The organism is Rhizobacter sp. P2_D12 (assembly GCF_056404395.1).
The window spans coordinates 38,367-61,839 of record NZ_JBFUEB010000029.1; the positions used below are offsets into that span (position 1 = coordinate 38,367).

The 23,473-nt window shown below is 71.2% G+C and carries 17 protein-coding genes and 1 pseudogene; 10 read left to right on the top strand and 8 right to left on the bottom strand.

The features are described from left to right. Nucleotides 1-99 precede the first annotated feature (99 nt). Both AC1DYN_RS12300 and AC1DYN_RS12305 read left to right on the top strand, forming a co-directional pair. A complete protein-coding gene (locus AC1DYN_RS12300) occupies nt 100-2,421 on the top strand; it encodes a putative bifunctional diguanylate cyclase/phosphodiesterase (protein WP_477959792.1) in 2,322 nt (773 codons plus the stop codon). Between the two features lie 133 nt (nt 2,422-2,554). Then, nucleotides 2,555-4,147, top strand: coding sequence for a GMC family oxidoreductase (locus AC1DYN_RS12305; protein WP_477959794.1), 1,593 nt, complete (start codon nt 2,555-2,557; stop codon nt 4,145-4,147). On the opposite strand, the gene AC1DYN_RS12310 is transcribed toward AC1DYN_RS12305, so the two are convergent. Continuing rightward, a complete protein-coding gene (locus AC1DYN_RS12310) occupies nt 4,148-5,326 on the bottom strand; it encodes a class I SAM-dependent methyltransferase (RefSeq protein WP_477959796.1) in 1,179 nt (392 codons plus the stop codon). It abuts the gene before it with no gap. A 55-nt stretch (nt 5,327-5,381) separates the two neighbouring features. Between AC1DYN_RS12310 and AC1DYN_RS12315 the strand changes: the two genes are divergently transcribed. Next, on the top strand, nt 5,382-6,380 hold the full coding sequence (locus tag AC1DYN_RS12315) for a threonine ammonia-lyase (RefSeq protein ID WP_477959798.1): 999 nt from the start codon (nt 5,382-5,384) through the stop codon (nt 6,378-6,380). Between the two features lie 4 nt (nt 6,381-6,384). Continuing rightward, the gene (locus AC1DYN_RS12320; RefSeq protein WP_477959800.1) at nt 6,385-6,717 is read left to right on the top strand and encodes a hypothetical protein; all 333 of its coding nucleotides are present in this window, start codon (nt 6,385-6,387) and stop codon (nt 6,715-6,717) included. Here AC1DYN_RS12320 and AC1DYN_RS12325 read toward each other — a convergent pair. Further along, nucleotides 6,714-7,451, bottom strand: a complete 738-nt coding sequence (locus AC1DYN_RS12325; protein ID WP_477959802.1) for an NAD-dependent epimerase/dehydratase family protein — start codon at nt 7,449-7,451, stop codon at nt 6,714-6,716. The two genes, AC1DYN_RS12320 and AC1DYN_RS12325, sit on opposite strands and share 4 nt — an antisense overlap. Before the next feature lie 436 nt (nt 7,452-7,887). Between AC1DYN_RS12325 and fusA the strand changes: the two genes are divergently transcribed. Further along, nucleotides 7,888-9,918 (top strand): elongation factor G, encoded by a 2,031-nt coding sequence (gene fusA / locus AC1DYN_RS12330; protein WP_477959804.1) that lies wholly within the window; start codon nt 7,888-7,890, stop codon nt 9,916-9,918. Between the two features lie 60 nt (nt 9,919-9,978). On the opposite strand, the gene AC1DYN_RS12335 is transcribed toward fusA, so the two are convergent. Beyond that, nucleotides 9,979-10,656, bottom strand: coding sequence for an NUDIX hydrolase (locus AC1DYN_RS12335; protein WP_477959806.1), 678 nt, complete (start codon nt 10,654-10,656; stop codon nt 9,979-9,981). Nucleotides 10,657-10,783: 127 nt separating this feature from the next. On the opposite strand from AC1DYN_RS12335, the gene AC1DYN_RS12340 reads away from it, so the two are divergent. The 5 genes from AC1DYN_RS12340 to AC1DYN_RS12360 are packed head-to-tail and all read left to right on the top strand — an operon-like array spanning nt 10,784 to nt 16,543. Next, nucleotides 10,784-11,638: a cysteine hydrolase family protein gene (locus AC1DYN_RS12340; RefSeq protein WP_477959808.1), complete on the top strand. Its 855-nt coding sequence runs from the start codon at nt 10,784-10,786 to the stop codon at nt 11,636-11,638. Nucleotides 11,639-11,646: 8 nt separating this feature from the next. Beyond that, nucleotides 11,647-12,834 (top strand): nicotinate phosphoribosyltransferase, encoded by a 1,188-nt coding sequence (gene pncB, locus AC1DYN_RS12345; RefSeq protein WP_477959810.1) that lies wholly within the window; start codon nt 11,647-11,649, stop codon nt 12,832-12,834. 10 nt (nt 12,835-12,844) lie between these two features. Beyond that, nucleotides 12,845-14,545: an NAD+ synthase gene (locus tag AC1DYN_RS12350; RefSeq protein ID WP_477959812.1), complete on the top strand. Its 1,701-nt coding sequence runs from the start codon at nt 12,845-12,847 to the stop codon at nt 14,543-14,545. Nucleotides 14,546-14,555: 10 nt separating this feature from the next. Continuing rightward, on the top strand, nt 14,556-15,647 hold the full coding sequence (locus tag AC1DYN_RS12355; protein WP_477959814.1) for a bifunctional nicotinamide-nucleotide adenylyltransferase/Nudix hydroxylase: 1,092 nt from the start codon (nt 14,556-14,558) through the stop codon (nt 15,645-15,647). Continuing rightward, nucleotides 15,644-16,543 (top strand): ADP-ribosylglycohydrolase family protein, encoded by a 900-nt coding sequence (locus tag AC1DYN_RS12360; RefSeq protein ID WP_477959816.1) that lies wholly within the window; start codon nt 15,644-15,646, stop codon nt 16,541-16,543. Before AC1DYN_RS12355 ends, AC1DYN_RS12360 begins: the two co-directional genes overlap by 4 nt. A 51-nt stretch (nt 16,544-16,594) precedes the next feature. Here the strand turns inward: AC1DYN_RS12360 and AC1DYN_RS12365 are convergent, their stop codons facing one another. The 5 genes and pseudogenes from AC1DYN_RS12365 to AC1DYN_RS12385 all read right to left on the bottom strand — a co-directional run. Continuing rightward, complete coding sequence (locus AC1DYN_RS12365) at nt 16,595-17,779, bottom strand: VWA domain-containing protein (protein ID WP_477959818.1); 1,185 nt, start codon at nt 17,777-17,779, stop codon at nt 16,595-16,597. Beyond that, a complete protein-coding gene (locus AC1DYN_RS12370; RefSeq protein WP_477959820.1) occupies nt 17,776-20,019 on the bottom strand; it encodes a DUF5682 family protein in 2,244 nt (747 codons plus the stop codon). Before AC1DYN_RS12370 ends, AC1DYN_RS12365 begins: the two co-directional genes overlap by 4 nt. A gap of 1 nt (nt 20,020) precedes the next feature. Then, nucleotides 20,021-21,109 carry an ATP-binding protein gene (locus AC1DYN_RS12375; RefSeq protein ID WP_477959822.1) on the bottom strand — a complete coding sequence of 363 codons (1,089 nt, stop codon included), beginning with the start codon at nt 21,107-21,109 and terminating at the stop codon, nt 20,021-20,023. Nucleotides 21,110-21,141: 32 nt separating this feature from the next. Continuing rightward, nucleotides 21,142-22,632 carry a DUF5691 domain-containing protein gene (locus AC1DYN_RS12380; RefSeq protein ID WP_477959824.1) on the bottom strand — a complete coding sequence of 497 codons (1,491 nt, stop codon included), beginning with the start codon at nt 22,630-22,632 and terminating at the stop codon, nt 21,142-21,144. Then, nucleotides 22,629-23,473 (bottom strand): annotated as a pseudogene (locus AC1DYN_RS12385) (SWIM zinc finger family protein); the annotation flags it as partial. The gene AC1DYN_RS12380 and the pseudogene AC1DYN_RS12385, both read right to left, overlap by 4 nt.

Below are 23,473 nucleotides of genomic sequence, written 5' to 3' on the forward strand. Positions count from 1 at the left end.
GCCGGCTCGTGAAGTCGTTCACGCACGCCACTGGCCCCTGCGCACCAGCGCCGGGCACACTCAGCAACTTTGCCGGATAGCCTCCCTCGCCAGACCCCCATGCTCCGCCGACTGATCTCGACGGGTGCGCGCCTCTGGGCGTCCTTGCACGCCTTCTTGTTGTTACCGGGCCGCCCGTCCCAGGACACCGACAGCCGCGTTCAGCTGAGCGCGCTGCGCATCGTCCTGCTCAGCGGCATCACGCTCGAGGCGGCGATCGCGCTGCACAGCTCGTGGCTCGGGCTGCAGCGCGGCGTCTACTACATCCTGGTCATCGTGGTGGTGTTCTACGTCGCGCTGCTGGCGGCGATCCGCTGGTCGACGCAGCACCCGCGCGCGAGCGCCAACGGCCTGATCGTGATCGTCTACGCCGCCGGCCTGGTGATCGCCACCTGCGTGCGCATCCCCGAGGTGCAGCGCCTGGGCTACGTGTTCTGCTACTCGGCGCCGCTGCTCGCCGGGCTGCTGCGCGGCTACCGGGTCGCCGTCGCGCTGATGGCGCTGAACGTCGTGCCGTTCACGCTGGCCGCCACCGGCATCCTGATGCCCAACCTGTTCGGCCTCGACGTCACGCTCGACACCTCGCCGATGTACATCCACGGGCTGCTGTTCACCTTCTTCAACCTCTGCCTGCCGCTGGCGGTGTTCCGCGTGCTGAGCGCGGTCAAGCATTCGCAGCAGCATGCGCAGCGCATGCAGGACCTGTACGAGAACCTGTTCGAGAACCAGGGCACCGCGGTGGTCGTGTGCCGCGACGACGGCCGCGTGCGCCGCGGCAACCGGCTGTTCGCGCAGCTCGTAGGCTCAGTCGTCGACGGCCAGCCGCTGAGCCGTTGGCTGCAGTCGGCGGCACCGGAAGGTAGCGCTGTCCCCGGTTTCGATGCCGGCACCGAATGGCGGGTCGGCGATGCCGAGGCCCCGCGCCGGCTGCTGGTGCGGCACCGCTACCCGTGCGGTGACGGCCACTTCGCGGTCAGCCTGCAGGACGTGACCGAGCTGCGCGAGCTGCAGCGCGACCTGGTGCGCAGCCAGGCCGAGGCGGAGTACCTGGCCTCGCACGACCTCGTCACCGGGCTGCCGCGGCCGGAGGGCATGGCGCAGTGGCTGGAGCGCCAGCGCTTCGAGCTGGCGCCCGGCATGGTGATCCCGGTGGTCTCGTGCGGCATGGGCTCGCTGCGCCAGGTCAACGCGCGCTTCGGCATGGCGCAGGGCAACCAGTTCATCGTCGCGTTCGCGAATGCGCTGCGCGAGGCCGGCGGCAAGGACAGCTACCTCGCCCGCACGCGCGGCTCGATGCTCAGCATCGCGCTGCCGCCGGTGCCGGCGGCGCAGGCGACGATGGCGGTGGCGCGCCTGCGCCGCGCGTTGCCGCTGCAGCTGCAGCTGGGCAGCGGCCACGTGCTGGTGGAACTGGCGATCGGCGCCGCGATGTTCCCCACCGACAGCGCGCAGGCGGCCGAGGTCATGCACCGCAGCGGCGTCGCGATGGAGCTGGCGCGCGAAGGCGGCGCCGCGGCCGACGAGATCGGCACGCCCGTCAGCGAGCGCGCCGTCAGCCGCCGCATCGCGATCGAGTCGGCACTGGAACGCGCGATCGACGACAACGAGCTGCACGTCGTCTACCAGCCGCAGGTGCGCTCGAACGGCCAGTTGCTCGGCTTCGAGGCGCTGGTGCGCTGGAACAGCCCGCGGTTGGGCGTGGTGTCGCCGGCCGAGTTCGTGCCGGTGGCCGAGCAGATGGGCTGCGTGTCGCGCATCACCGACTACATCCTCGACGAGGTGTGCCGCCAGCTCGCGCTGTGGATGGCGGCCGGCGCGACCGCGCCGCGCGTCGCGGTCAACCTGTCGGCGCGCGACCTGGACCGCGACAACCTGTTCGAGACCGTGCTGGCCGCGGTCGGCCGCTACGACGTGCCGGTCGGCGCGCTCGACCTGGAGGTCACCGAGACCTTCCTGGCCGAGCGGCCCGACCGCGCGCTGGCCCAGCTGAAGCTGCTGCGCGAGTGGTCGTTCAAGATCTCGATCGACGACTTCGGCACCGGCTACTCGTCGCTGTCGAAGCTGGCCGACCTGCCGATCGACGTGCTGAAGATCGACCGCAGCTTCCTGCTCGACCTGCCGGGCAATGCGCGGCGCGAGCGCATCGTGCGCTCCATCGTCACGCTGGCCAACAACCTGCACCTGCAGGTGGTGGCCGAGGGCGTCGAGCGCGGCGCGCAGCTGCGCTTCCTGCAGATGCTGGGGGTCGATGCCTACCAGGGCTTCCTGTTCCATGCGCCGGCGCCGGCCGAGCACTGGACGCCGATGCTGCTGGGCGGGCTGCCGTCGATCGACGACCTGATCCTGCCGGCGCCCTCGCAGTTCGGTCCCACCGTCGCCTGAAGCATGGACGACTCCTCGGTCGACGGGTACATCGACCGATCCCCCGAGGGCATGCGGGCCGGCTTGGGGCGGCCCGGTTGACAGCGACGGTGCGCTGCACCGAGCATGCGCCCCACCACCACAGGGAGAGCGCGTGACGAGCGAGGTCGATTTCCTGATCGTCGGCGGCGGCTCGGCCGGCTGCGTGCTGGCGCACCGGCTCAGCACCGACCCGGCGAACTCGGTGGCCCTGGTCGAGGCCGGCGGCGAGGGCCGCGGCACGCTGTTCGAGATGCCGGTCGGCGCGGTCGCGATGCTGCCGACCCGGCTCAACAACTGGGCCTTCGAGACCGTGCCGCAACCCGGCTTGCACGGCCGCCGCGGCTACCAGCCGCGCGGCAAGGCGCTGGGGGGCTCGTCGGCCATCAACGCGATGATCTACACGCGCGGCCACCGCTGGGACTACGACCATTGGGCTTCGCTCGGCAACACCGGCTGGTCCTACGACGAGGTGCTGCCGTACTTCCGCAAGGCCGAGGACAACGAGCGCCTGCACGATGCCTTCCACGGCCAGGGCGGACCGCTGCACGTCGGCGAGCTGCGCAGCGCCAATCCATGGCAGCAGATCTTCCTGCAGGCGGCGCGCGAGGCCGGCTTCCCGATCAACGACGACTTCAACGGCGCGCAGCAGGACGGCCTCGGCCTCTACCAGGTCACGCAGCACCGCGGCGAGCGCTGGAGCGCGGCGCGCGCCTACCTGCACCCGGTGATGGGCGTGCGCGACAACCTGCACGTGTTCACCCGGGCACAGACGCTGCGCGTGCTGTTCGACGGCAAGCGTGCGGCCGGCATCGAGATCGCGCGCGGCGGCCACGTCGAACGGCTGATGGCGCGCCGCGAGGTGATCCTGTGCGCCGGCGCGCTGCAGTCGCCGCAGCTGCTGCAGGTGTCGGGCGTCGGCGACGGCGCGCAGCTGCAGCGCACCGGCATCCACCTGAAGCACCACCTGCCCGGCGTCGGCCACAACCTGCAGGACCACGTCGACTTCGCATTCGGCTACCGCGTGCCGGACACCGCGCTGTTCGGTTTCTCGCCGGCCGGCAGCTGGAACACGCTGCGTGAGTTCATGCGCTACCGGCGCGAGCGCACCGGCCTCTTGACCAGCAACTTCGCCGAGGGCGGCGGCTTCCTGCGCGTGTCGCCCGATTCGCCGGCACCCGACGTGCAGCTGCACTTCGTCATCGCGGTGGTCGACGACCATGCGCGCAAGCTGCACCTGCGTCACGGCCTGACCTGCCACGTCTGCCTGCTGCGCCCGCGCAGCCGCGGCACGGCGCTGGTGGAAAGCGGCGACGTGCGCGACGCACCGCGCATCGACCCGAAGTACTTCGACGATCCCGACGACCTCGAGGTGCTGCTCGAGGGCTGGAAGCTGACGCAACGGCTGCTGAAGGCGCCGGCGATCGCGTCGCGGGTCACGCGCGACCTGTTCACGCGCGGCGTCGAGGGCGACCACCAGATCCGCGACGTGATCCGCAACCGCGCCGACACGATCTACCACCCGAGCGGCACCTGCAGGATGGGCACCGACCCGATGGCCGTGGTCGACCCGTCGCTGCGCGTGCACGGGCTGCAGGGGCTGCGCGTCGTCGACGCCTCGGTGATGCCGACACTGATCGGCGGCAACACGAATGCGCCGACGATCATGATCGCGGAGAAGGCCGCCGACCTGATCCTGGCCGGATGATCAAGCCGCCGCGAGCAGCGTCTCGAGGCAGTGCTCGCGGATGCCGTAGAACGCCTTGATCTCGCGGATCTGCGCCAGCACCTCGTCCACCGGCCTGGGCTGCGCGCGCTTCACCGCGAGGATCATCTTGTTCTTGCTGGTGTGCTCCAGCGCGACGAACTCGAACACCTGCGTGTCGTAGCCCTGCGATTCGAGCAGCAGTGCGCGCAGGCCGTCGGTCAGCATCTCGGCCTCCTGCCCGAGGTGGATGCCATGCTGCAGGATCGGCCGCAGCGGGTGCGGGCTCAGCAACTGCGGGCGGATCTGCTTGTGGCAGCACGGCGAGCACATGATGATGGACGCGCCCGAGCGGATGCCCATGTCGATCGCGTAGTCGGTCGCGATGTCGCAGGCATGCAGCGCGATCATCACGTCGACCGGCTCGCGCGCATGCGTGCGCACGTCGCCATGGCGGAAGCTCAGGCCGGCCATGCGATTGCGCTGCGCCGCGGCATTGCACAGCCGCACCATGTCCTCGCGCAGCTCGACGCCGGTGACCTGCGCGTCCATGCCGCGCGAGGCCTGCAGGTAGTCGTGCATCGCGAACGTGAGGTAGCCTTTGCCGGCGCCGAAGTCGAGCACCCGCACGCCTTTCGCGTCGCGCAGCGGCGAGGCCTTCAGCGCGCTGTCCAGCACCTCGACGAACTTGTTGATCTGCTTCCACTTGCGCGCCATCGCCGGCACCAGCTGGTGCTGTGGCGTGGTGACGCCGAGATCGGTCAGGAAAGGCCTGGCCAGGTCGACGAAGCGGTGCTTCTCGCGGTCGTGCGCGCCGGCCTCGTCGGCCTCGCGCTCGACCGCGGCGACACGCAGCGTCTGCTGGCCCTTCTTGCTCACCATCAGCTGCACGTCCTCGCCGCGGGTCTGCAGGTGCAGGTGGCCGAACAGCTCGAGCGCCCGCTCGTGCAGGCTCTGCAGGCCCTCGGCCAGCGGCATGTTCTTCGTCACGTCGCGCGTGCGGTGGGTGTAGACGAAGCTGAGCATCTCTTCGTCGCGCACGCGGATGCGGCGCACGCTGGCGCGCTGCAGGTCCGGCTCGGGGCCGCGGTACTTGGCCAGCACCAGCTTGACGAAGCTGCCGTCGTCCAGGCTGCGCGTGAGCCGCTCGAAAAACTTGTCGCCATCGCCGGTGGGGGTCATGGCCTGCATTATCCGAGGCCGCCGCCGGCCCGGCCATTGCACGGACAATCCGCGCATGGCCCCCGACACCCCGCCCTTCCCCTCCCTGGACGACATCCGCAGCACGGCCGCCCGCCTGGCCGGCAAGGTGCGAGAGACCCCCGTGTGGCGCTGGCAGACCGGCGCTGCGGCGACCCGCCTGCAGCCGTCCACCGAGGTCTGGCTGAAGCTCGAACTGTTCCAGACCACCGGCAGCTTCAAGCTGCGCGGTGCGTTGAATTGCGTCGAAGCCATCCCCGCGGACGCGAAGCCGCGCGGCATCGTCGCCGCCAGCGCCGGCAACCACGCGATCGCCGCCGCCTACGCGGCGCGCATCGCCGGCACCAGCGCCACCGTCGTGATGCCGCAGCACGCGAGCCCGCTGCGCATCGCGGCCTGCGAGGGCTTCGGCGCCAAGGTCGTGCTGGTGCCGAACGTGCACGAGGCGTTCACCCGCGCGCAGGCGCTGGTGGTCGACGAAGGCCGCACGATGATCCACCCGTTCGACGGCCCGCTGACCACGCTGGGCACCGCGACCGTCGGGCTCGAGTTCATGCAGCAGGTGCCGCGGCTCGATGCGGTGGTGGTGCCGGTGGGCGGCGGCGGGCTGATCTCGGGCATCGCGGCCGCCGTCAAGCAGCTCAACCCCGCTTGCCGCGTCTATGGCGTCGAGCCCCTCGGTGCCGATGCGATGTTCCGCAGCTTCCAGGCCGGCGCGCCGGTGCGGCTGGAGGCCGTCGACACCATCGCCGACAGCCTGGGCGCACCGTATGCGCTGCCCTACAGCTTCGGCGTGTGCCGGCGTTTCGTCGACGAGATCGTGCGCGTGTCGGACGACGACATGTGCCGCGGCATGCACGACCTGCTGGTCGACATGAAGCTCGCGGTCGAGCCGGCACCCGCGGCGGCGGTGGCCGCGCTGTTCGGGCCGCTGAAGGCGCAGCTCGACGGCCGGCGCGTCGGCCTGGTCATGTGCGGCAGCAACATCGACGCGACACGCCACGCCGAACTGGTGGCACGCGGCAAGCCGGCCTGAGGACATGCCGCGTCGGCCGAAGCATCACTACAGCGTCTACGTGGTGGAGCTGGCCGACGCGGTGTGGAACGAGCCGGGCTTCCGCAAGGCCAACCCGGACTACCAGCTCGGCAAGCCCTTCGTCTACGTCGGCATGACCGGGCTGGATCCGGACCTGCGCTTCGACAAGCACAAGGCCGGCATCCAGGCCAACCGATTCGTGCGGGAGTACGGCGTGCGGCTGCGGCCCGAGCTGTACGAGGTCTACAACCCGATGCCGTACGACGGCGCGCGCGACATGGAGGTCGAACTCGGCATCGCATTGCGCGAAGCCGGTTATGGCGTGTGGCAGGCCTAGCTGCGCAACCGGAACGCCGCGTCCCACCCGAGCTCGCGCCGCACCTTGTCGCCGGTGACCTGCCAGCTCGGCTCGGCCACGTTGTAGATGCCCGGCGCGCCGCGGTCGACCGCCAGCAGGGCCGCATAGGCAGCAGCATCCACGTGCAGGGCTGACGGTTTTCCAGCCGCGCTGTCCGCCCCGGTGCCCGGCCCGTAGAACTGCCCGTAGCGCAGCACCACGCCATCGAGGCCCGGCGTCTGCGTCACCAGCCGCTCCAGCGTCGCGACCGCTTCCACGGTGCGGGCGCGCACCCCTTCGGCCTGCAGGTCCAGCGGATCGGTCTCCGCATGCGGCTCGCGGCCGGCGGCATAAACCCACGCGATGCTCTGCGCCACCATGCGGCGCGCACCGCTGGCCACCGCGGCATCGACCAGGTTGCGCGTGCCCTCGATGCGCAGCCGCGCGTTGCGGGCCAATGCCTCGTCGCGCGTCGCCGGGTCGGCCAGCAGCGACAGGTCGGTCAGCTGGTGCACGACGACCTGCGGCTTCAGCCGCATCGCCGCCGCCTTCACCGCCGCCGCATCGAACACGTCGAGCACGATGGGCTCGGCACCTGCGGCCATGATCGCGGCCGACTTCGCCTGCGTGCGCGTCGTGCCGAACACGTTGTACCCCGCGCCGACCAGCAGCGGGATGAGCCGGCTTCCGACGACACCCGTCGCACCGGCCAGGAAAATCTTGGTTGAAGTCATGAACTCATTCCACACCAAAGCGGAAGCCCCACCGAAAGCAGGTGATCTGCACCCGTAGGACAATCGCACCCATGTTGAAGAACCTTGAAGCCATTTCGCAAGCAGCACCGTCGCGTGGCGACGTGTTGCCCGTTCTTTTGACGAACGCCGTCATGTAGTTCAAGGTCTTCCCGACATCGGAAGGCCCAGCGCCTTCCGGTCCCCGAAACCCCGGTCGGCATTGCCCCCGGGGTTTTTTGTTTTCGAGTTTGCACTGTGACTGCCATGCGCACCTACGACAAGTTGATTGCCACGATTCAAGACCGCCGAAGCACGGGGAGCTTGCGCTCGTCCTTTGGCGTGTCCGACACCACCACTTCCATGCAAGTTACGGGCTAGCCCCGCGGCGGATCTTCGCCGGGGCCGGCCGAACCAGCCCCAGTTTGAAAGATTCGTCATGAACAAGAACTCCAGACTTCTACGCAACATCGGCGTCATTGCCCATGTCGACGCCGGCAAGACCACGACCACCGAACGCATCCTGTTCTACACGGGATCGAATCACCGCATTGGTGACGTCAACGCCGGCAACACCGTGATGGACTACGACCCGCAGGAGCGGGCGCGCGGCATCACGATCAACAGCGCGGCCACCACCGTGTTCTGGAACGGTGCGCAGATCAACCTGATCGACACGCCCGGGCACATCGACTTCAACATCGAGGTGAACCGCTCGCTGCGCGTGCTCGACGGTGCGGTCGTCGTGTTCGACGGCGTCGCCGGCGTCGAGCCGCAGACCGAGACCAACTGGCGCCTGGCCGACAAGTACCGCGTCCCACGCATCGCCTTCATCAACAAGCTCGACCGAGTGGGCGCCGACTTCGCCCGTGTCGTGCAGATGATCGAAGAGCGCCTGGGCGTGAAGGCCGTGCCGCTGTACCTGCCGATCGGCGCCGAGGACGGGTTCCTCGGCGTCGTGGACCTGCTCGGCCGCCGCGCCCTGGTCTGGGACGCGCCGGACGCTAGCGCACCGCCGCGGGTGGAAGCGATTCCGTCCGCGCTGCAGGCGCAGGCGACGCTGGCGCGTGCCCGCCTGGTCGAGGCCGTGGTCGAGCGCGACGATGCGCTGCTGCAGGCCTGGCTGCAGGGCGAGGAGCCGTCCGTCGAGCAGCTGCGGGCGGGCCTGCGCGCCGGCACGCTGGCGGGCGCCTTCGTGCCGGTGCTGGCCGGCTCGGCCTTCCGCAACCGCGGCGTCGAGCCCTTGCTGGATGCGGTCGTCGACTACCTGCCGGCGCCGGGCGAAGTCGCGTCCGAGGGTCAACCCGAATCGGATGCCGACGGCCCGTTCGCGGCCCTGGCGTTCAAGGTCGCGAGCGACGACCACGGCGCGATGGTGTTCGTGCGGGTCTACCGCGGCCGGCTGGAGCCGGGCGACAGCGTGCTCAACACCAGCACCGGCCGGGCCGAGCGCGTCGCGCGCCTGTACGAAGTGCATGCCGACAAGCATGTGGAAGTCCCGGCCTTGCAGGCGGGAGACATCGGTGCGCTCGTGGGCCTGAAGGACACGACCACCGGCCACACGCTGGCCGACAAGCGCCATCCGGTGGTGCTGGAAAGCATCGCGATCCCGGAACCGGTGATCCACGTCGCGGTGGAGCCGCGCACGCAGGCCGACCAGCAGCAGCTCGGCAAGGCGCTGGGCGCGCTGGCGAAGGAAGACCCGAGCCTGCGCATCCGGCAGGATGCCGAGTCCGGCCAGACCATCCTGTCGGGCATGGGCGAGCTGCAGCTGGAGGTGACGCTGGAGAAGCTGCGGACGCGGCATCGTGTCGAGGTGACCGTGGGCCGGCCGCAGGTGGCGTACCGCGAGACGATCACGCGAATGGTCGAGGTGAGCCATGTGCACAAGAAGCAGAGTGGCGGCCCCGGGCAGTTCGCCGGCGTCAGCCTGCGCATCGCGCCGCTGGCACGCGGCGACGGGCTGCGCTTCGTCAACCTGGTGACCGGCGGTGCGGTACCACGCGAGTTCATCCCCGGCGTCGAGTCGGGGGTGCGGCGCGCGGCCGAGGCGGGCGTGCTGGCGGGCTATCCGGTGGTCGACGTGGAAGTGACGCTGCTCGACGGCAGCTTCCACGAGCGCGACTCGTCGGTGCTGGCCTTCGAGCTGGCGTCGGTGGCGGCCTTCCGCGACGGCGTCGCGCGCGCGGCGCCGGTGCTGCTGGAGCCGGTGATGGCGGTGGAAGTCGTCACGCCGGCCGATTACCTCGGCGACAGCATCGGCGACCTGCACCGCCGGCGCGGCCACGTGCGCGCCCAGCATCCGCGCGGCAACGCGACGGCGCTGGAGGCACACGTGCCGCTGAAGGAGATGTTCGGCTACATCGGCAGCCTGCGCGCGCTCTCGTCAGGGCGGGCGCAGTACTCGATGCAGTTCGACCACTACGCGGTGGTGCCGGCCCCGTTGCAGGCGGAGCTGATCGCCGCGTGAATGACGGCCCCCCAGTCGTCGCTGCGCTCGTGGCCCGGATGCCAATCCGGGGATCGCCCCTCACATCCCTCTGTCGAGCAGCGACAGCGTGCGCCGGAACTCCCGGCGCACGCGGTACAGCTGGGCCGGCCGGTTGGCCCGGCCCAGCTCCTGTTCGCCGGCGATCGGTTCGAGCATCCCCAGCTCGTCCATCTTGCGGCGGAAACTCACCTTGTTGACCGGCTCGCCCAACACCGCCTCGTACACCGCCTGCAGCTGCGGCAGCGTGAAGCGCTCGCCGCACAGGTGCACCGGCAGCGACGAGTACTGGCTCTTCACCCGCACCCGCGCCACCGCCTGGTCGACGATGCTCTTGTGGTCGAACGGCAACGCCGGCAAGCGGTCGACCGGCATCACCCGCAGCTGCGGCGCATCGACTGGCACCAGCCCCGACGGCACCAGCGCGCAGTACGCGACCGACACCGACCAGCCGCGCGGGTCGCGCCCCGGCCCCGAGAAGGTCGCCAGCTGCTCCAGGTACGGGCTCTCCAGGCCGGCCTTGTCGCGCAGCACGCGGACCGCAGCATCCTCGGTGCCCTGGTCCTCCTGCGGATGCACATACCCGCCCGGCAAGGCGAGCGCGCCCAGGAAAGGCTCGCGGTCGCGCTTGTGCAACACGACATGCAAGGCATCATCGCGAAGCGTCAGCAGCACGACGTCGACGGTGCAGATCACGGGCGGGAGCGTCTCGGCAGGCATCCCGCGATCTTAGATCCATCCCGGAACTAAGACGGTTCGATAAAAGATACAAAGCAGAGCTTTTAGTTAGTTGCAATGTTGATCTAACAAGATTAGAGTACAAGCACGTTCAAGACGAAAGACCGCGATGAGCCTCCGCACCCAGCTCCTGATCATCGATCCGCAGAACGACTTCTGCGACCTGCCCGCCGCCTGGCGCCCGCTCGATCCGCTCACCGGCAAGGCCATCGCGCCGGCCTTGCCGGTGGCCGGCGCCCATGCCGACATGCAGCGCCTGGCCCGGTTCATCCGCCTGGCCGGCGACGCGATCACCGACATCACCGTGACACTCGATTCGCACCACCACGTCGACATCGCGCACCCCACCTTCTGGCAGACCGGCGAGGGCGAACCGGTGACGCCGTTCACCACCATCACCGCCCGCCAGGTGCGCGACGGCGCCTTCCGCCCGCGCGACGCGGCCGCGCTGGCGCGCACGCTGCCCTACCTCGACGCGCTGGAAGCCCGCGGCCGCTACACGCTGATGGTCTGGCCGGTGCACTGCGAGATCGGCAGCTGGGGCCACAACGTCCATGCCGACGTGCGCGCCGCCTGCAACGCCTGGGAAGACCGCCGCCTCGGCCAGGTCGAGATGGTCAGCAAGGGCGAGAACCCGTGGACCGAGCACTACAGCGCGGTGCAGGCCGAGGTGCCCGACAGCGCCGACCCCGGCACGCAGCTGAACCAGGCGCTGATCGAGCGCCTGGACCAGGCCGACCGCATCCTCGTCGCCGGCGAAGCCGGCAGCCACTGCGTGAAGGCGACCGTCGAGCACGTGGTGGCCCACCTGCCGCGCCGCCAGCTCGAACGCGTCGTGCTGCTGACCGACTGCATCAGCCCGGTCGGCGGCTTCGAGGCGCAGCAGCAGGGGTTTTTCGCCGCGATGTCGGCCCAAGGTGTTCAACTCGCCGGCAGCGACCCGATGCTGAACCGCCTGTCATGAAAGCAAGCATGCCCCCCGTCATCCACAGCCTGCTGGAGACCGACCTCTACAAGTTCACGATGTGGCAGACGATGCTGCATCGGCACCCTCAGACGCAGACCGAGTACAGCTTCGTCTGCCGCAACCAGCCGGCGTATCCGCTGGCCGAGCTGGTCGGCGACGTGAACCGCGAACTCGACCACCTGTGCGCGCTGCGCTTCAGCGAGGACGAACTCGCCTACCTCGGCGCGCTGCGCTTCATCAAGTCGGACTTCGTCGACTTCCTGCGCATCTTCCAGTTCCAGCGCGTCTTCATCCACGCGCAGGCCAACGGCGACACGCTGGAGATCACCGCCAAGGGTCCGCAGGTCCACGTGATGGCCTTCGAGATCTTCGTGCTGGCCATCGTCAACGAGCTGTACTTCCGCCGCTTCGATGCCGCGGCCGCGCTGGCGCAGGGCCGCGCGCGGCTGCAGGCCAAGATCGCGACGCTGCGCCACTTCGAGGCCGAGCCCGCGCGCCGCCACCCGCTCGAGTTCTTCGACTTCGGCGTGCGCCGGCGCTACAGCGGTGCCTGGCAGCGCGAGGTGGTGGCGACGCTGAAGGCCGAGCTGCCGCAGTACTTCCGCGGCAGCTCCAACGTGCTGCTCGCCAAGGAACTGGGCCTGGTGCCGATCGGCACGATGGCCCACGAGTACCTGCAGACCTTCCAGGCGCTCGGCGTGCGGCTGCGCGACTCGCAGAAGGCCGCGCTCGAGGAGTGGGTGCAGGAATACCGGGGCGACCTGGGCGTCGCGCTGACCGACGTGGTCGGCATGGACGCCTTCCTGGCCGACTTCGACCTCTACTTCGCCAAGCTGTTCGACGGGCTGCGCCACGACTCCGGCGACCCGGTCGTGTGGGGCGAGAAGGCGCTGGCCCACTACGCCAAGCTGCGCATCGATGCGCACACCAAGCGGCTGGTGTTCTCCGACGGGCTGACCATCGAGACGGCCCTCGGGCTGTACCGCCACTTCGCCGACCGCACGCAGCTCGGCTTCGGCATCGGCACCAGCCTGTCGAACGACGTCGGCCTCGTGCCGCTGAACATCGTGATGAAGCTGACGCGCTGCAACGGCCAGCCGGTGGCCAAGCTGTCCGACAGCCCGGGCAAGACGCTGTGCGACGACCAGACCTTCCTCGCCTACCTGCGCCAGGTCTTCAACGTCCCGGCCTGAAGGAGAACGCATGCTGAAGATCACGGTCGCCCAGCTGAACCCCACGGTGGGCGACGTCAGCGGCAATGTCGCGAAGATGATCGCCGCCGCGCAGCAGGCCGCGACGCAGGGCGCGGAACTGATCGTCTTCACCGAGCTGTGCCTGAGCGGCTACTACCCCGCCGACCTGCTCGAGGAGCCCGGCTTCCTGCAGCGTGTCGACGACGGGCTCGACACGCTGCTGCAGGCCTCGCGCCAGCTGCGCAACCTGCACTGGGTGGTCGGCGCGCCGCTGCGGCGCGACGGCCCCGGCAAGCGGCTGCACAACATGCTGCTGGTGCTGCATGCCGGCGAGATCGTGCTGCGCTACGCCAAGCAGCTGCTGCCCACCTACAACATCTTCGACGAGCGCCGCCACTTCGAACCCGGCCCGGACGTCGCCAAGGTGCTGCGCATCGGCGACGCGCAGGTCGGCATGATGATCTGCGAGGACGGCTGGAACGACGTCGCCGGCGACTACGCGGTGAACCCGTTCGAGCGCATGCGCGACGCCGCGCCCGACCTGGTGGTCTCGATCAACGCCAGCCCGTCCGAGATCGGCAAGCGCGAGCAGCGCCACCAGATCTTCGGCGACGCGAGCCGCCGCCACGGCCTGCCCATCCTGTACGTCAACCAGATCGGCGGCCACGACCAGCTGGTGTTCGACGGCGCGTCGTTCGCGACCGAGGCCGACGGCCGCGTCGTCTACGAGGCGCGGCGCTTCGTCGAGGACGTCACGACGCTGCGCTTCGAGCGCGGCCGCTTCCTGACGCTGGCCGGCGACACGCCGCCGCCGGTGCCGGCCGACGGCTTGCCGACGATGGCGTTCTACCAGTCGCAGATCGTGCTCGGCCTGACGGACTATGCGCGGCGTTGCGGCTTCCGGCAGGCGGTGGTCGGCTCGTCCGGCGGCATCGACAGCGCGCTGACGCTGGCGCTGGCCGTGCAGGCGCTCGGGCCGCACAACGTCAGCGCGGTGACCATGCCGTCCCACTACTCGTCGGCCGGCTCGGTCGACGATTCGGTGACGCTGTGCCGCAACCTCGGCATCGAGCTGTTCACCCACCCGATCGCCGAGCTGGTCAACGGCTACGCGGCGCAGTTCGAGCGCAGCTTCGGCACGCCGCTGAAAGGCCTGCCGCTGGAGAACCTGCAGGCGCGCATCCGCGGCACCGCGCTGATGGAATACTCCAACAGCTTCGGCCACCTGCTGCTGACCACCGGCAACAAGTCGGAGATCTCGGTCGGCTACTGCACGCTGTACGGCGACACCAACGGCGGCCTCGGGCTGATCGGCGACCTGTACAAGACGGAGGTGTTCGCGCTGTCGCGCCACGTCAACGCCGCGGCCGGCCGCGAGCTGATCCCGGCCGCCATCATCGACAAGCCGCCGTCGGCCGAACTCGCACCCGGCCAGAAGGACACCGACAGCCTGCCGCCCTACGAGGTGCTCGACGAGGTGTTGAAGGTGCTGATCGAAGGCGACCGGCTGTCGCGCCGCGAGCATGCCCAGGCGGCCGCCTTCGTCGAGCGCCTGCAGGCCGGCGACGAAGGCCGCGCGCTGGTCGAGCGGGTGCGGCGCATGATCGCGCGCAACGAGTACAAGCGGCGCCAGGCGCCACCCATCATCCGCGTCCGTCCCCGCGCCTTCGGCAGCGGACGGCAGATGCCCATCGCGGCGGCGTTTGCGTGAGAACCATCGAATGAGAACCATCCCCTCCCATCCGTCGGCACAGCCGGGCGACCGCTTCGACACCGCCGTCTACATCGGCCGCTTCCAGCCCTTCCACAACGGCCACCTGGCGCTGCTGGAGCAGGCGCTCGCACTGGCGCCGAACGTCGTCGTCGTGATCGGCTCGGCCCACCAGGCGCGGTCGCCAAAGAACCCGTTCACCTGGGAAGAACGCGCCGAGATGATCCGCCTCGCGCTGCCCGAGGACGAACGCGCCCGCATCGACTTCCTGCCGGTGCGCGACTACTACGACGAGACACGCTGGCTGAAGGCGGTGCACGACGGCGTGCAGTCGCTGATCGCCAAGCGCACCGAACCGCGCACCAGCCGGATCGCGCTGGTCGGCCATTTCAAGGATGCGACCAGCGAGTACCTGCAGGGCTTCCCCGGCTGGCGGCTGCACGGCGTGGAGCGCGTGGCCGCCGCGGACGGCACGGCGCTGCGCGATGCCTTCTTCGCCTGCGCCCACGATGACCTGGACGCGACGCTGGCCGCGCTGGTCGGCCAGGCGCCCTCGACCACGCTCGGCTTCCTGCGCGCCTGGTCGCGGCTGCCGCTGTTCGACGCGCTGGCCGAGGAGTGGCGCATGCTGAAGGCCTACAAGGCCTCGTGGGCCGCCGCGCCGTACGCGCCGGTGTTCGTCACCGTCGACGCGATCGTGCAATGCGCCGGCCATGTGCTGCTGGTGCAGCGCGGGCAGGCGCCGGGCAAGGGCTTGTACGCGGTGCCGGGCGGCTTCATCGAGGCGCGCGAGACCGCCTACCAGTCGGCGCTGCGCGAGCTGCGCGAAGAGACCCAGCTGCACCTGCTGGATGCCAGCATGCGCCAGTGCCTGCGCGCGACCGCGGTGTTCGACCACCCCGATCGCAGCCAGCGCGGGCGCACCATCACGCACGCCCACCACTTCGACCTCGGCGGCCGCGAGCTGCCCGAGGTGGTGGCCGGCGATGATGCCGCCGCCGCGCTGTGGACGCCGATCGGCGACCTGCCGGCGATGGAAGACCAGTTCCTCGACGATCACTTCCACATGCTCGACCACTTCCTCGGGCTCACGCCGACATGACGAGCCACGCCACGCTGCTCGACCGCTACCGCGGCTGCCTGCTCGGGCTGGCCTGCGGCGATGCGGTGGGCACCACGCTGGAGTTCCGCCGCCGCGGCAGCTTCGAACCGCTGACCGACATGGTCGGCGGTGGGCCGTTCGGGCTGCAGCCGGGCCAGTGGACCGATGACACCTCGATGGCGCTGTGCCTGGCGACCAGCCTGGTCGAATGCCACGGCTTCGATGCCGAAGACCAGATGAACCGCTACGTGAACTGGTGGCACCACGGCTACCTGAGCGCGACCGGCGACTGCTTCGACATCGGCATGACGGTGTCCGCCGCGCTGTCGCGCTACCTGGACACGCGCGACCCGGTGGCCGGCTCGACCGACCCTCGCAGCGCCGGCAACGGCTCGCTGATGCGGCTGGCGCCGGCGGTGCTGTTCGGCCATCCCGACCTCCAGGCGACGCTGGAGCTGGCTCGCCGCAGCTCGACCACCACGCACGCCGCGCCCGAAGCCGTCGAAAGCTGCGCGCTGTTCGCCGAGCTGATCGCCAACGCGCTGGACGGTGCGCCGAAAAACGCCGTGCTCGAGAGCCGGCTGGCGGCGCCCACGATGCCGAAAGTGCAGGCGCTGGCCGCGCGCGACTACCTGCAGAAAACCGAGTCGCAGATCGTCGGCTCCGGCTACTGCATCGAGTCGCTCGAAGCCGCACTGTGGTGCTTCGCGCACACCGACAGCTTCGAGGCCGCGGTGCTGCGTGCCGCCAACCTCGGCGGCGACGCCGACACCACGGCGGCCATCGTCGGCCAGTTGGCCGGCGCGTTCTACGGCAAGGCCGGCATCCCGGCACGCTGGCTGGTGCGCCTGCACCAGCGGGCCGACATCGAGGCGCTGGCGGACCAGCTCCTGTAGCCCGGATGCCAATCCGGGGTTTGTCGGACACATCCCGAATTGGCATCCGGGCTACGCGCGACTCGTCACCAACCCTTGCCCTGCGGCCCACGCGGCCACGTCGTCGCGCCGAATGGCGGCCGCCATCAACCCTGGAAACGCCTGCGGCGTGCACGCGAACGACGGCACGCCCAGCGCCGCCAGCTTGGCCGCCAGGTCGCGGTCGTAGGCCGGCGCCCCTTCATCGCTCAGCGCCAGCAAGGTGATGAACTGCACCCCGTTCGCGACCAGTTCCGCGGCCCGGCGCAGCAGCCCCTCCGCCACGCCGCCTTCGTACAGGTCGGAGATCAGCACCAGGATCGTGTTGCGCGGTTCGCGGATCACCGACTGGCAGTAGCCGACCGCGCCGTTGATGTCGGTGCCGCCGCCCAGCTGCACGCCGAACAGCAGCTCCACCGGGTCGTCGAGCTGCTCGCTCATGTCGACCACCGCGGTGTCGAACACCACCAGCCGCGTCGACACCGACGGCAGCGACGCCATCACCGCGCCGAAGATGCTCGAATACACCACCGACGCCGCCATCGAACCGCTCTGGTCGATGCACAGGATCACCTCGCGCTGCGGGCGCCGCGCCTTGCGGCCGTAGCCGACCAGCTTCTCCGGCACCACGGTGCGCAGCGCCGGCTGCCAGTGCCGCAGGTTGGCGCGGATGGTGCGGTGCCAGTCGATCTCGGCATGGCGCGGGCGGCGGTTGCGCTGGCTGCGGTCGAGCGCGCCGGTCACCGCCGAACGCATCGGCTCGTCGAGCCGCTTCAGCAGTTCGTCGACCACCTTGCGCACCACCAGGCGCGCGGTCTGCTTCGTGTTGGCGGGGATCACGCGCGACAGCGAGATCAGGCTGGCCACCAGGTGCACGTCGGGCTGCACGCTGTTCAGCAGCTCCGGCTGCAGCAGCATGTCGCGCAGGTTCAGGCGCTCCAGCGCGTCGCGCTGCATCACCTGCACCACCGAGCTCGGGAAGTAGTTGCGGATGTCGCCCAGCCAACGCGCGACGCTCGGCGCCGAGCCGCCGCGGCCGCCACGCCGGTCCTTGGACTTCAGGCCGCCCGGGCCATCGGCGTCGTACAGCGCGCTCAGTGCCTGGTCCATCTCGGCCGACGCGCCGTTCAGGCCGCCGCACGCTGCCTCGGCCTCGCCGCCCAGCACCAGGCGCCAGCGGCGCAGACGTTCCGCATCCTTGTCGGCAGGCTCGCTCATCCGTCCACTCCCAGCAGCTGGCGCAGCAGCGGCAGCGGCAGCTGCGCGCGCGCCTCGTCCCATTCGGCCGGCACCGGTGCCGCGACGGCGGCGACCGCGCCCTGCCGCGCGCGCTGCGCCAACTCGCCCCGCTCGCTGCCGCTGAAGGCCGAGAAGCTGCGCCGCACCAGCGGCAGCACGCGCACGAAGTGCTCTTCGTTCAGCCCGAGCAGCCAGTCGTTGATCAGCGACCACACCGTCGCGTCGTGCAGCAGCACGACCGCATTGCGGTTCAGGAAGCCGTCCAGCCAGGCCGCCGCCTTGCCCGGCTCGGCGCCGGACGACAGCTGCAGCGACAGCGCCTGCGCCACCTGCCCGCGCGTCCACGCGCCGTCATCCAGCAGCAGGCGCACCGCGACGCCCTGCAGCAGCTCGTGCCCGCCGCGCTGCGCCGCCACCTGCGCCAGCGCACGCTGCCAGCCCTCGGTGTGCGCCGCATCGTCGCGCAGGCCGACCGCCGCATGCGCGGCCAGCAGCTTGTCGCGCAGCGCGTCGGCCGCCGCATCGTCGAGCGCGCTGCACGACAGCGGCAGGCTGATCGCGGCCCGCACGATCAGGCCGTCCAACACGTGGCCGACGATGCCGGCATCGGTCTGCCGCACGTTGCCGTAGCGGAACACGTTGGCCAGCGGCGGCAGCGCACCCAGCAGCTGCAGCGCGTCGCCGGTCACCGCGGCGCGGTTCGAAAGCGCCTGCGTGACGGCCGGCACGGCGGCATCCAGGCCGGCCAGCAGCACGCGGTCGACCAGTGCGGCCAGCTCGGCCAGCGACGGCGCCTGGCGGCTGCGGTCGATCACGCGCGCGCTCGCCGCCTGCGCCAGGTCCTGGCCCCAGCGGCTTGCCTCGATCAGCCGCAGCGCGAACTCGGGCTGCCACTGAAGCGTCCACACTTCGTGGAAGGTGCCGCGCGAGCTGCGGCCCACGCGCGCGGTCTCGCCCCAGGGCACGTCGAGCAGCCGCAGCCGGTGCAGCAGGCGGCTGCGCGCCAGGTCGGTCGCATTGCGCAGGTCCAGGTCGAGCGTGCGCTGCGTCGCCTCGGGCTTCAGGCGCAGCGTCTTCTGCGCCTGCTCGACGTCGCGCTGCAGCGGCACGGTCGGCACGTCGGGCGGCACGCTGCCGAGCCGGTCGCCCACCACGAGCGCGTCGGCGATGAAGCGCAGCACGCTGTCGTCGCCCATCGTCAGCACGCTGCGCGTCGCCTCGTGCAGCTCGTCGAGACCGGGGGCCGGCCGCTCGCGCAACGCGGCCAGCGCATCGGCCAGGCGCACCGCCTCGATCAGGTGGGCCGACGAGCAGTCGAGGTCGCGCGCACGCATCAGCGTCGCGACGCGCGCCAGCCAGCCCACCGCGCGCTGTCCCGGCTTGTCGTGGCCGAGCCACAGGTGCTCGTACCAGCCGGGCGACTGGATGCCGGCACCGTAGCCGCTGGCGCGCGTCAGGTGGCGGTAGGTCCACGGCACCCAGGTCGACGCGACCTTCAGCTTCGGCAACCCCTTCAGCAGCGCCTGGTCGGCCTTGGCCGTCACCTCGGCCTGCAGCGCCGGCAGGTGCCAGGCACCGACGACCACCGCGATGCGCTCGAATCCTTCCTTCTGCGCCTCGCGCAGCCGCTGCCGCATGTGGGCCTCGCGCCAGGCTTCGCGGCGGCGTTCCTCGTCGTCATCACCGCCCTGCGCCTGCCAGTCGCTGCGCAGCGCGGCCATGGCCTCGGCGATGGCGGTGAACAGCTCCTCGCCGTCGCCGCGCTCCTCGACCATGTGGTTCCACCAGCCCTCGCCGTCGGCGTAGCCCGCAGCGCGCGCCAGCCAGCCCAGCGGGTCGGCGCGGCGCGGCGCCGACGCTTCGGCGGCATCGTCCTGCGGCGGTGACTCGTCGCGCTCGATCGCCAGCGCGTTCGCGAGCGGCAGGTCGATGAAGCGCAGCGGCACGCCGGCCGCCGCGGCCCAGCGCAGCGCCTGCCATTCGGGCGAGAAGACCGCGAACGGGTGGTAGACCGCGCGCTGCGGTTCGTCGGGGCAGTAGCCGAGCAGCGCGACCGGCGGCACCATGCCGTCGGCCAGCACGGCGTTCAACAGCGGCTCGGCCTCGGGCGGCCCCTCGACCAGCACGCAGTCGGGCCGCAGCGCATCGAAGGCGCGCAGCAGGCTGCGGGCACAGCCCGGCCCGTGGTGGCGGATGCCGAACAGGTGCGGTGCCGCCACGTCAGCCCTGCTCGCGGCAGGCGCGGTACAGGTCCTTCCAGTCGCTGCGCTCCTTGACGACCGTCTCCAGGTACTCGTTCCAGACCACCGCATCCTGCACCGGGTCCTTGATCACCGCGCCGAGCAGGCCCGACGCGAGGTCGTGCGGGCGCAGCACGCCGTCGCCGAAGTGACCGGCCAGCGCCATGCCGCTGTTGATCACCGAGATCGCCTCGGCGGTCGACAGCGTCGAGGTGGGCGACTTCAGCTGCGTCTTGCCGTCCTCGGTCTTGCCGCTGCGCAGCTCGCGGAAGATCTGCACCAGCCGGCGCACCTCCTTCAGCGCCGGCGGCTCGGCCGGCAGCTGCAGCGAGCGGCCCATCTCGGCCACGCGCTTGACGACGATGGCGACCTCTTCGTCCTCGCTCGCCGGCACCGGCAGCACCACGGTGTTGAAGCGCCGCTTCAACGCCGCCGACAGCTCGTTGACGCCCTTGTCGCGGTTGTTCGCGGTCGCGATCACGCTGAAGCCGCGCACCGCCTGCACCTCGCTGCCCAGCTCGGGGATCGGCAGCGTCTTCTCGGACAGCACGGTGATCAGGCTGTCCTGCACGTCGGCGGGGATGCGCGTGAGTTCCTCGACGCGCGCGATCTTGCCGTCGCGCATCGCCGTCATCAGCGGGCTCGCGACCAGCGCGGCCATCGACGGGCCGTTCGCCAGCAGCTGCGCGTAGTTCCAGCCGTAGCGCAGCTGCTCCTCGCCGGTGCCGGCCGTGCCCTGGATCAGCAGCGTCGAGTCGCCGCTGACCGCCGCGGCCAGGTGTTCGGACACCCACGACTTCGCGGTGCCGGGCACGCCGTACAACAGCAGCGCGCGGTCGGTGGCGAGCGTCGCGACCGCGATCTCCATCAGGCGCGGATTGCCGATGTACTTGGCGCCGACCTCGAAGCCGTTGTCGAGCTTGCCGCCCATCAGGTAGGTGACGACGGCCCACGGCGACAGCTGCCAGTGGGCCGGCCGGGTGCGCGTGTCGTGCTTCTTCAGCTCGGCCAGTTCCTCGGCGTACTGCTGCTCGGCATGCTGGCGGATCGCGGTGGGGGTGGCGCTCATCGGGGGTCTCTTTCGCTCGGGGAGGAAGGGGGTCAGGCCGACAGCGCACGCCGCGCGGCCGTCACCTGCGCCATCGTGGCCAGCAGCTCGACCAGCGTCGGGGTCTCGTCGGCATGGCGCGGCCAGGCATCGAGGCGGGCCAGCGCCTCGCGGTGCAGCACGCAGGCCAGCTCGGGCAGCAGGCCGCGCAGGCCGTGATCGGCCAGGAAGGCGTTGCGGCGCGCGGCGTCGAGCAGCGCGTCGGCGACGGTGGCAGACATTGAAGGCGACAAGCCTTCACCGACCGGGCACGATTGCAGCACCTGCTGCATCGACGTGGACAGCACCACCGTGCCGCCGCGCAGCTGGCGCTCGAGGTGGCGCTCGCGGCGCGCCGGCGGCAACAGCGCCAGCACCGAGGCCGGCTCGTCGCGCAGCAGCTTGCCGGGCCAGTGGTCGAGCAGCGCCTCGCACCAGTCGGGCTGCGGATCGTGGGACAGCAGGTCGCGCCAGGCGCGCACGATCGCCTCGGCCCAGTCGGTGGCCAGCGCCCAGGGCAGCAGCTCGGCCGGCGCCAGGCCGGTGTGCCGCGGCCACCAGCCGAGCGGCACCTGGCGCAGCAACTGGTACAGCCACCACGCGCGGTCGCCCAGCGATTCGTGCTTCGGGCGGACCGGCTCGATGCCGTCGGCATCCGGCGGTGCCTCGGCCGGGGCATCGATCGTCCAGCGCGGCTGCAGCAGCGGCGCGAGGCGCGCGACCGCCTGCCGGGCCAGCGCGCTGTCGGGCAGGCCGACCAGCAAGGCGATGGCGCCCTGGCGCACCTCGCGGCTGCGGTCGGTGCGCAGGCCGTCGAGCAGCGCTTCGTCGTCCATCGACAGGCCGGTCCACAGCGTGCCGAGCAGCTCGGCCCGCTCGCGCGCCGGCAGTTCGGCGAGCGATGCGGCCAGCCGCTCGCGGGCGCCCGCCGGGTCCCGCTGCCGCTGCGCGCGCAGCAGGTCGCGGCGCTGGTCCAGGCTGCCTTCGGCCCAGCGCAGGTCGTCGTCGGCCTCGGCAGCCGCACCGACCGCGAAGCGCCAGTCGGCGTTCTGCGTGGCCAGCCACAGGCCGCGCGCGCCGAGCACCGGCTGCAGCGGCGCACGCAGCGCGATCGAGTGGCGGCCGAGTTCCAGCGCCAGCGGCAGCAGCGCCGTGGGCAGGCGCAGGCCCTGGGCATCCAGGGCCGCCAGCACCTGGTGCTGCAGGCGCGCCGGGCCGCGCCGCAGCGACCACGCAAGGAGGACGGTGTCCGTCGGCGCGGGCCGGCTCTCGACGCCCGCCGGCGGTGGCAGGGATGACGACCAGGGACGCCCTTGCGCACCGGCCAGTTCGCACGGCGCCAGCACGGCGGCCACGCGCAGCAGCGCGGTGGCCGCGTCGCCGTCGGGCAGGCCATCCAGCAACGCCCCCACCGGGCCGGACAGCACGGCCTTCGGCAGGGGATGGCGCTCGGTGCCGACCATCGCGACCGGCACCAGGCTGCCCCACACCGGGTCCGCGCTCATTCGCCGCCCCGCAGCCACAGGCCGTCGCCACCCCAGGCGCTGAGCGGCCGCAAGCGCCGTCCGTCCCACTCGCCCATCAACGTCAACGGCACGCCGCCGGCATGCGCCAGCAGCGACCAGCCGACGGCCTCGTTGACGGCCAGCGGCAGCGCGCGGCCTTCGGCCACCAGCAGCCAGCCGGCGTCGGTGCGCAGCGGCACCGCGCCGGGCACCAGCATCGGATGCAGCCAGGTCCACGGGCAGGCGGCGACCCGCTCGGCCATCGCCTGCCATTCGTCCGCGACGCGCGCTGCCGGCCAGGCCGGTTCACCGTGCGGCGCTGCGATCTCGTCGGCCAACGCGCGCTGGCTGCTCGCGCCCGGGAACCAGGCCAGCGTCGCCTCGACCCGCGTGCCGCCGAGCCAGGGCTGCTCGAAGCCGCGCCCGCCGTAGGCATGGTCGAGCAGCAGCGCGCGCCGGCCGCTGTGCTCGCCCTGCAGCCAGACGCGGCGCTCGACCAGCTTGTCGTCGCGCTCCTCGACCGCCAGGCCGAGCACCGTCCAGTGGTCGCGCAGGCGATCGCCCGAGGCCAGCACCTCGGCCTTGTCGTGCGGCCAGCCGGCCAGCGTGCGCAGATCGGCCTGCACACCGGGCGGCAGCCGTTCGCGGCGGCCGATCGCCTCGCAGGCCAGCTGCAGCAGGCCGAGCCGGTGCAGCAACCGTTCGGGCCAGTCGGCGCCCTGGCCGATGCCGTCGGCCGCATCGCGCAGGCGCTGGCCCAGGCCGGGTGCCTGCGCATCGACCATGCGCGCCGCCATCGTCTGCCAGGCGGCGCGCCGCGGCGTGCCGAGCGCGCCCAGGC

What these genes read in the sequence shown, in the direction of transcription:
- AC1DYN_RS12300 (WP_477959792.1), top strand. Translation starts at nt 100, where the DNA reads ATGCTCCGCCGACTGATCTCGACGGGTGCGCGCCTCTGGGCGTCCTTG.
- AC1DYN_RS12310 (WP_477959796.1), bottom strand. Translation starts at nt 5,326, where the DNA reads ATGACCCCCACCGGCGATGGCGACAAGTTTTTCGAGCGGCTCACGCGC.
- AC1DYN_RS12315 (WP_477959798.1), top strand. Translation starts at nt 5,382, where the DNA reads ATGGCCCCCGACACCCCGCCCTTCCCCTCCCTGGACGACATCCGCAGC.
- AC1DYN_RS12320 (WP_477959800.1), top strand. Translation starts at nt 6,385, where the DNA reads ATGCCGCGTCGGCCGAAGCATCACTACAGCGTCTACGTGGTGGAGCTG.
- AC1DYN_RS12325 (WP_477959802.1), bottom strand. Translation starts at nt 7,451, where the DNA reads ATGACTTCAACCAAGATTTTCCTGGCCGGTGCGACGGGTGTCGTCGGA.
- fusA (WP_477959804.1), top strand. Translation starts at nt 7,888, where the DNA reads ATGAACAAGAACTCCAGACTTCTACGCAACATCGGCGTCATTGCCCAT.
- AC1DYN_RS12335 (WP_477959806.1), bottom strand. Translation starts at nt 10,656, where the DNA reads ATGCCTGCCGAGACGCTCCCGCCCGTGATCTGCACCGTCGACGTCGTG.
- AC1DYN_RS12340 (WP_477959808.1), top strand. Translation starts at nt 10,784, where the DNA reads ATGAGCCTCCGCACCCAGCTCCTGATCATCGATCCGCAGAACGACTTC.
- pncB (WP_477959810.1), top strand. Translation starts at nt 11,647, where the DNA reads ATGCCCCCCGTCATCCACAGCCTGCTGGAGACCGACCTCTACAAGTTC.
- AC1DYN_RS12350 (WP_477959812.1), top strand. Translation starts at nt 12,845, where the DNA reads ATGCTGAAGATCACGGTCGCCCAGCTGAACCCCACGGTGGGCGACGTC.
- AC1DYN_RS12355 (WP_477959814.1), top strand. Translation starts at nt 14,556, where the DNA reads ATGAGAACCATCCCCTCCCATCCGTCGGCACAGCCGGGCGACCGCTTC.
- AC1DYN_RS12360 (WP_477959816.1), top strand. Translation starts at nt 15,644, where the DNA reads ATGACGAGCCACGCCACGCTGCTCGACCGCTACCGCGGCTGCCTGCTC.
- AC1DYN_RS12365 (WP_477959818.1), bottom strand. Translation starts at nt 17,779, where the DNA reads ATGAGCGAGCCTGCCGACAAGGATGCGGAACGTCTGCGCCGCTGGCGC.
- AC1DYN_RS12375 (WP_477959822.1), bottom strand. Translation starts at nt 21,109, where the DNA reads ATGAGCGCCACCCCCACCGCGATCCGCCAGCATGCCGAGCAGCAGTAC.
- AC1DYN_RS12380 (WP_477959824.1), bottom strand. Translation starts at nt 22,632, where the DNA reads ATGAGCGCGGACCCGGTGTGGGGCAGCCTGGTGCCGGTCGCGATGGTC.